At 62.8% G+C, this 6,386-nt stretch carries 3 protein-coding genes and 4 pseudogenes; 6 read left to right on the plus strand and 1 reads right to left on the minus strand.

Features of this window, described 5'->3' with window-relative positions:
* Window positions 1–400 precede the first annotated feature (400 nt).
* The 6 genes and pseudogenes from ACJH6J_RS29770 to ACJH6J_RS29795 all read left to right on the plus strand — a co-directional run.
* Window positions 401–976 (plus strand): annotated as a pseudogene (locus ACJH6J_RS29770) (IS630 family transposase); the annotation flags it as partial.
* Window positions 977–1,005: 29 nt separating this feature from the next.
* Window positions 1,006–1,320: pseudogene (locus ACJH6J_RS29775) on the plus strand (transposase); the annotation flags it as partial.
* A gap of 78 nt (window positions 1,321–1,398) precedes the next feature.
* Window positions 1,399–1,566: pseudogene (locus ACJH6J_RS29780) on the plus strand (integrase core domain-containing protein); the annotation flags it as partial.
* A 145-nt stretch (window positions 1,567–1,711) separates the two neighbouring features.
* Window positions 1,712–2,368, plus strand: a complete 657-nt coding sequence (locus ACJH6J_RS29785) for an MspA family porin (protein ID WP_406776331.1) — start codon at window positions 1,712–1,714, stop codon at window positions 2,366–2,368.
* A gap of 94 nt (window positions 2,369–2,462) precedes the next feature.
* A complete protein-coding gene (locus ACJH6J_RS29790) occupies window positions 2,463–3,110 on the plus strand; it encodes an MspA family porin (RefSeq protein WP_406776332.1) in 648 nt (215 codons plus the stop codon).
* Between the two features lie 325 nt (window positions 3,111–3,435).
* A pseudogene (locus ACJH6J_RS29795) lies at window positions 3,436–4,793 on the plus strand (IS256 family transposase).
* Window positions 4,794–4,881: 88 nt separating this feature from the next.
* Here ACJH6J_RS29795 and ACJH6J_RS29800 read toward each other — a convergent pair.
* Complete coding sequence (locus ACJH6J_RS29800) at window positions 4,882–5,565, minus strand: YoaK family protein (protein WP_406785184.1); 684 nt, start codon at window positions 5,563–5,565, stop codon at window positions 4,882–4,884.
* Window positions 5,566–6,386 lie beyond the last annotated feature (821 nt).

The raw sequence follows: 6,386 nt of genomic DNA on the forward strand, positions 1-6,386 counted from the left end.
ATCCCGGGGCCGCTGGTACCGGCAATCATCCATCACGGCCACCTCAACGGCGGCCCACACGCAAGGAATCCCTATGACTATCAAGGCTGTTCATCGTTTCGCGGTAGCGATCGCCGCACCAGCGGCCGCCTCCGCACTAGCCCTCTCCGCTCCGGCAACCACGCAAGCGGCAGGCCATGGTGCGGCACCGCCAGCCACATTCAGTGCTCCAACGCGACCCAGTCCCGGCCACCACGACAAGTGCTGGTTAATCCCACCGCACGGCAATTGCGACAGCGGCCACGGCGGTTGGGGCGGCGCGCACGGAGCCTGGGGCGGCGGCCAGGGCGGCCAGGGAGGCCATCGCTAGTGTTGCGTGTCGTTAATTCATTTACGTTTGGTTGGCCGCAAGAATTAGCGGATGTATACGGCCGCAGCATTGCAGTTGCGTGATGGTGACCGGGCTCGACTGGAGTCGTTGACACGGGCTTCGACGGTGAAGGCAGGACTGGCGACCCGGGCGCGGATCGTGCTGCTGGCCGCCGACGGTATGCCCAATACCGATATCGCCGACCGGACGGGCACCACGCGGCGCACGGTGCTCGAATGGCGTGGCCGCTACCAGGATTGCGGTATCGAAGGACTCGATGACGATCCCCGGCCGGGGCGTGCGGCGGTGATCGACGAGATCGCGGTGTTGTCGGAAACATTGGCGGACAGGGGCAAACCGCCGGCCCATCTGGGGGTCACGCACTGGTCTGCACGGTTGATGGCCACCCGGTTGGGAATTTCATTCGCCTCCGTGGCTCGCATCTGGCGCAAATGGAACATCCAGCCGCACCGGGTGGAAACCTTCAAGTTCTCCACCGACCCGGAGTTGGAGGCCAAGTTGCGTGAGGTGGTCGGGCTGTATCTGGACCCGCCCAAAGGAGCGGTGGTGGTCAGCGTCGATGAGAAATCCCAGATCCAGGCCCTGGACCGATCTCAGCCGATTCTTCCTCCACGATCTCGGGGGAACCACACTTCGGCGTCGGGGTCGAGCTGGCCGGTCAGTTCCTCGTTATCGCTGGGGACAACCCCGAACGGATCCGCAACGAGAAAGCCTTCGCAAAACTCTGTGGCGTGGCCCCACAGCCCGCCAGCAGCGGACGAACCACCGGCCGCCATCGCCTCTGCCGCAGCGGCGACCGCCAAGCCAACAGTGCCCTCTACATCGTCACTATCGTGCGACTACGCCATCACGAGCCGACCCGCGCTTACGTCGAACGACGTACCAACGAAGGACTCGGCAAAAGAGAGATCATCCGGTGCCTCAAGCGCTACATCGCCCGGGAGATCTACGCCAACCTCCCACGACCACAAGACAACTCACTGACCCGAACAGCCAACCCGCCGCGGCTTGACAAACATAGGAGCAGCGAACGCTACAACCGGACGCTGCAATGCGAATGGTCCTATCGCCGGGTTTTCGTCTCCAACGCAGACCGCGCCCGAGCCCTTGCACCTTGGGTCGAGTTCTACAACACTCAACGCCGCCACAGCGCACTCGACGGACTACCACCCATCAGCCGACCGCGACCAACCTGATGGCCGAGTACAGCTAGGGCTTATGCTTGGCGCCGGCAACGAATTCGGGGCGGCGGCGGCAGACCAGGGTCTCCTGGTCTTGTCGGCGCCGTCGCCGTGTGCAAGGAACTTCATACGGCACATCAAACTCGGAAAGGTGGGGACCATGAGGGTGGTTGGTCGGGTGCTGTTGGCGATGGCAGCGGCGGTGTCGTCGCCGTTCCTGGGCGCGGGGGCGGGGACGTCCCATGCGGGTCTGGACAATGAGCTGAGCCTGGTCGATGGTCAGGATCGGACGTTGACGGTGCAGCAGTGGGACACGTTCCTCAACGGGGTGTTCCCTCTGGATCGCAACCGGTTGACGCGTGAGTGGTTCCATTCGGGCCGGGCCAAGTACAACTGCGCTGGTACGGGTTGTGATGAGTTCGCGGGCACGTTGGAGTTGGGTTATCAGATTGGTTTCCCATGGTCGCTGGGTGTGGGGATCAATTTCAGTTACACCACACCGAACATCCTGCTCGATGATGTGACGCCGGCGACGTTCTTCCCGGGCACCATCGGCAGCGGTTTCGGTGGCATCATCACGCCGAACCTATTCCCGGGTGTGTCGATTTCTGCTGACCTGGGCAATGGTCCGGGTATCCAGGAAGTCGCGACGTTCTCGGTGGACGTGTCCGGCCCGGCCGGTGCTGTTGCCGTCTCGAATGCCCATGGCACGGTTACTGGCGCCGCCGGCGGTGTTCTTCTGCGTCCCTTCGCCCGGCTGATCGCCAAGACCGGTGATAGCGTCACCACCTACGGCGAACCATGGAACATGAACTAGACATGTGCTAGTGACTCTCCTGGACACTGCAGATGAACTGTCGTCCGTCGCAAACTTCATATGACACATCATCAATCCGCAGAAGGTGGGGACCATGAGGGTGGTTGGTCGGGTCCTGTTGGCGGCGGCGGCCGTGTCGTCGTTGTTCCTGGGGGCGGGAACATCTCATGCGGGTCTGGACAATGAGCTGAGCCTGGTCGATGGTCAGGATCGGACGTTGACGGTGCAGCAGTGGGACACGTTCCTCAACGGGGTGTTCCCTCTGGATCGCAACCGGTTGACGCGTGAGTGGTTCCATTCGGGCCGGGCCAAGTACAACTGCGCTGGTACGGGTTGTGATGAGTTCGCGGGCACGTTGGAGTTGGGTTATCAGATTGGTTTCCCATGGTCGCTGGGTGTGGGGATCAATTTCAGTTACACCACACCGAACATCCTGCTCGATAATGTGACGCCGGCGACGTTCTTCCCGGGCACCATCGGCAGCGGTTTCGGTGGCATCATCACGCCGAACCTATTCCCGGGTGTGTCGATTTCTGCTGACCTGGGCAATGGTCCGGGTATCCAGGAAGTCGCGACGTTCTCGGTGGACGTGTCCGGCCCGGCCGGTGCTGTTGCCGTCTCGAATGCCCATGGCACGGTTACTGGCGCCGCCGGCGGTGTTCTTCTGCGTCCCTTCGCCCGGCTGATCGCCAAGACCGGTGATAGCGTCACCACCTACGGCGAACCCTGGAACATGAACTGAGCCTGTCTGATCCGCCCCGGCGTGTCTGGAGAGTTCTTCTTTTGGGAAGGATGGGTCCATGGCTGCAGGGACGTCGAGACGGCGGTATCCGGAGGAGTTGAAGGCGCGGGCGGTGCAGATGGTGGCCGATCTGCGCAGTGAACCGCCCCGACTTTGTGCGCGCCTTCTTTTGAGGGAAGGTTGTTCGCATTATGGCGAAGAGGTACGACGAGAAGTTCAAGGCCAAGGTGAATCGCCCCGACTTCACCAGGTCGTCGCGGGTGAGCTCGCCGGCGGGCGTGTCAAATGGTCTGTGTAAGTCCTGTTAACGGAAGGATCGCAGGACGTGACAACAGGCAAGAACATGGATGCATCCCTGGTTGAGGCGGCTTCCACGGTGGAGATGGCCGAGGCGCTTCGGGCGTCGGGCGCGGTCGATGATCTGCTGGCGCAGATCGATACCGGCGAGGTCGCGCTGACCGGTGAAGGCGGGCTGCTGCCCGGGCTGATCAAGCTCGCTCTCGAACGCGGGCTGGCCGCCGAGCTGACCGATCATCTGGGATACGACAAAGGTGACCCGGCCGGTCGGGTGCTTCCCAATGCTCGCAACGGCACCTCACCCAAGACCGTGCTCACCGAAGCCGGCCCGGTGCCCCTGGATGTGCCGCGGGATCGCGATGGCTCGTTCACCCCCACACTGGTACCTAAAGGCACCCGTCGTATCGGCGAGCTCGACGACATGATCATTTCGCTATATGCAGGCGGAATGACGTTGCGGGACATCCAATTTCATCTTCAATCGACGATCGGGACCGAGGTGTCGCACGAGACGATCTCCAAGATCGTCGACGAGAGATCTCCGATGAGGTGCTGGCCTGGCAGCGCCGGCCGTTGGAGCCGCTGTATCCGGTGATCTACCTCGACGCGATGATCGTGAAGGTCAAAGACGGTGGCCACACCCGCAACAAGGCCGCGCACATCGCGGTGGGCGTGGATATGGCCGGGGTCAAGCACGTTCTGGGGATCTGGGTCCAGCCCAATGAAGGTGCCTCGTTCTGGGCGTCGGTGTGCGCGGACCTGGCCAATCGGGGTGTCAAGGACGTGCTGATCGTGTGCTGCGACGGGCTCACGGGCTTTCCGGAGGCGATCGCCGCGACCTGGTCGCAGGCCGCGGTGCAGACCTGCGTGGTGCACCTGACTCCGCAACGCGCTGCGGTTCGTGTCCTACGGCGACCGCAAGGCCGTGGCCGCGGCGCTCAAGCCGATCTACACCGCACCCGATGCCGACGCTGCCCGCGTCGAGTTGGACGCGTTCGCCGCCTCGGAGCTGGGGAAGAAGAACCCAACGGTGACAATGGTTTTCGAACGGGCATGGGAGCAGTTCATCCCGTTTTTGGCGTTCCCGCCCGAGCTGCGCCGGGTGATCTACACGACCAACTCAATCGAGTCGTTGAATATCAGCTGCGCAAGATCATCAAGCACCGCGGCCAGTTCCCCAACGACGCCGCAGTGGTCAAATTACTGTGGCTGGCGATCTGCAACATCGAAGACAAACGCGCCGCCGAGCGGGCCAAGGAACGCGGCCAGAAACAGGGCCGCACAGCCCCTGGACGGCTCGTGGAAGGGCAGGTGGTCACCAACTGGAAGAAGGCACTCGAGCAACTCGCGCTGGTCTACCCAGACCGCATCGAACGTTATCTGTAAGCACCACAACAACTCACATACGAAAACTCACATACGAACAATCAGGCAGGCGATTTACACAGAAAACTTGACAGGCTCTCGCCGGCCCCTAATTTTGAGACGCATAGCTGCGACGATTGTGCAGCACGTTAACGCCGGCCAGAGCTGCACATACCGCTGCGACGGGCAACAACGCATGATCGCCGATGTTGCCACCGACGATCACCCCTACAGCGGCACCGCCGACGAACAGCACTATTGTCGTGGTCAATACAGCGGCGCGCCACACGTCCACACCGTGCCAGTAGCCACGCGCCACAAGCAGTCCCAGGTCGGTAAGCGTCCCAGTGAAATGGGTCGTTCGTACCGCCATCTCCGGAAATCCCGACGTCATACCATTTTGTAATCCGCATGCTGCTGCGGCCAGCGGCGCCCTGATTAAAGGGTGTTCGATTCCGGCCGCAGCAACCAGCAGCACCGCCTCGGCGAGCAGCACCCCCCCGTGCCGAGGGCCGGTGTGGCCACGCTGTGGAGCCAGCACCACACCAGCCCCCATGACGCCGATAAGGAACCCGATGACGATCACCGCGATCATGCGGCCCGAATACAACAGCGGATTGCTGGCATGCATCCCCACGCTGGTGGTCAACGCGGTGAGGTTGCCCACCGGAAACAGCCATACCAGCAGCGCCACCGAGTTGACGTAGCCAGCAATAGCAGCGAGTGCACCACTGTAGCCGAGCGCAAGCAGTCGGCTACTTTTTTCCTTCGCTGGGTAAATTCTTAGTGCCATGGCCTCTCTCATTTGGTGATGGTGCGGGCGCATGAGCGCCTGCACGTCTGCAAAAAATCGACGCGCGTGGTGGCCGATCACGCTCCGCTGGGTCCTGCGTCCAAGCGCCGGGTCAGCACGGCCCGCGTGAGACGCAAGCCCCCGGCCGTGCCAGGGACGCGGGCCGCCGTAGGGCGTTAGTACGGGCCACCTGCCCGAAGCTGTGCCGTCATTGTTCCGACTGCAGTGGTCACTGCGACAGCCGATTGGGGCAATGCCACTATTGACGATGACACGGCTATCAGCACCATCAGAACCCGCGCGATGCGCCCAGCCATCGCAGACGAGTCGATGGTGCGGACCGGGCCGGTTCCGTCGGGAGCTTCGAGGGTCTGGCTATGACGTCAGTGTGCCGAAGTGTGAAGATATTCAACAGTCGTATACCCAGCGCGGTCGGGGCGGGGTGCCGCCCGCGGCGTGAACAAAGGGCCGGGGGCGGCAGGCCCGCGAGGGAACTGAGCGCGTGTCAGCGGTGGCCGCTCCAGCCTCCACCACGGCCCCAGCACTTATGCTTGTGATGGCGGCAACCGGGCGAGGCGGGTACCGGCACCCGGGCGCTGATGGAACTGATGGCCGGGGCGAGTCCGCTGGGTTGTGCCACTGCCGGAGCCGGTGGTGTTAGCACCAGGGTCAGCACCACTAGCGGAGCGGCCGCAACTGCGGCCAGTTTGCGATAGTGGAGGGAACGGTCAATCACAGTGCGGTTCATAGGGATTCCTTGCGTGTGGGCCGCCGTTGAGGTGGCCGTGATGGATGATTGCCGGTACCAGCGGCCCCGGGAT

The organism is Mycobacterium sp. SMC-18 (genome assembly GCF_045310895.1).
GTDB lineage: Bacteria > Actinomycetota > Actinomycetes > Mycobacteriales > Mycobacteriaceae > Mycobacterium.

Bases quoted from the DNA above. Each gene is read 5' to 3' on its own strand.
- ACJH6J_RS29785 (WP_406776331.1), top strand. From the start codon at position 1,712: ATGAGGGTGGTTGGTCGGGTGCTGTTGGCGATGGCAGCGGCGGTGTCG.
- ACJH6J_RS29790 (WP_406776332.1), top strand. From the start codon at position 2,463: ATGAGGGTGGTTGGTCGGGTCCTGTTGGCGGCGGCGGCCGTGTCGTCG.
- ACJH6J_RS29800 (WP_406785184.1), bottom strand. From the start codon at position 5,565: ATGGCACTAAGAATTTACCCAGCGAAGGAAAAAAGTAGCCGACTGCTT.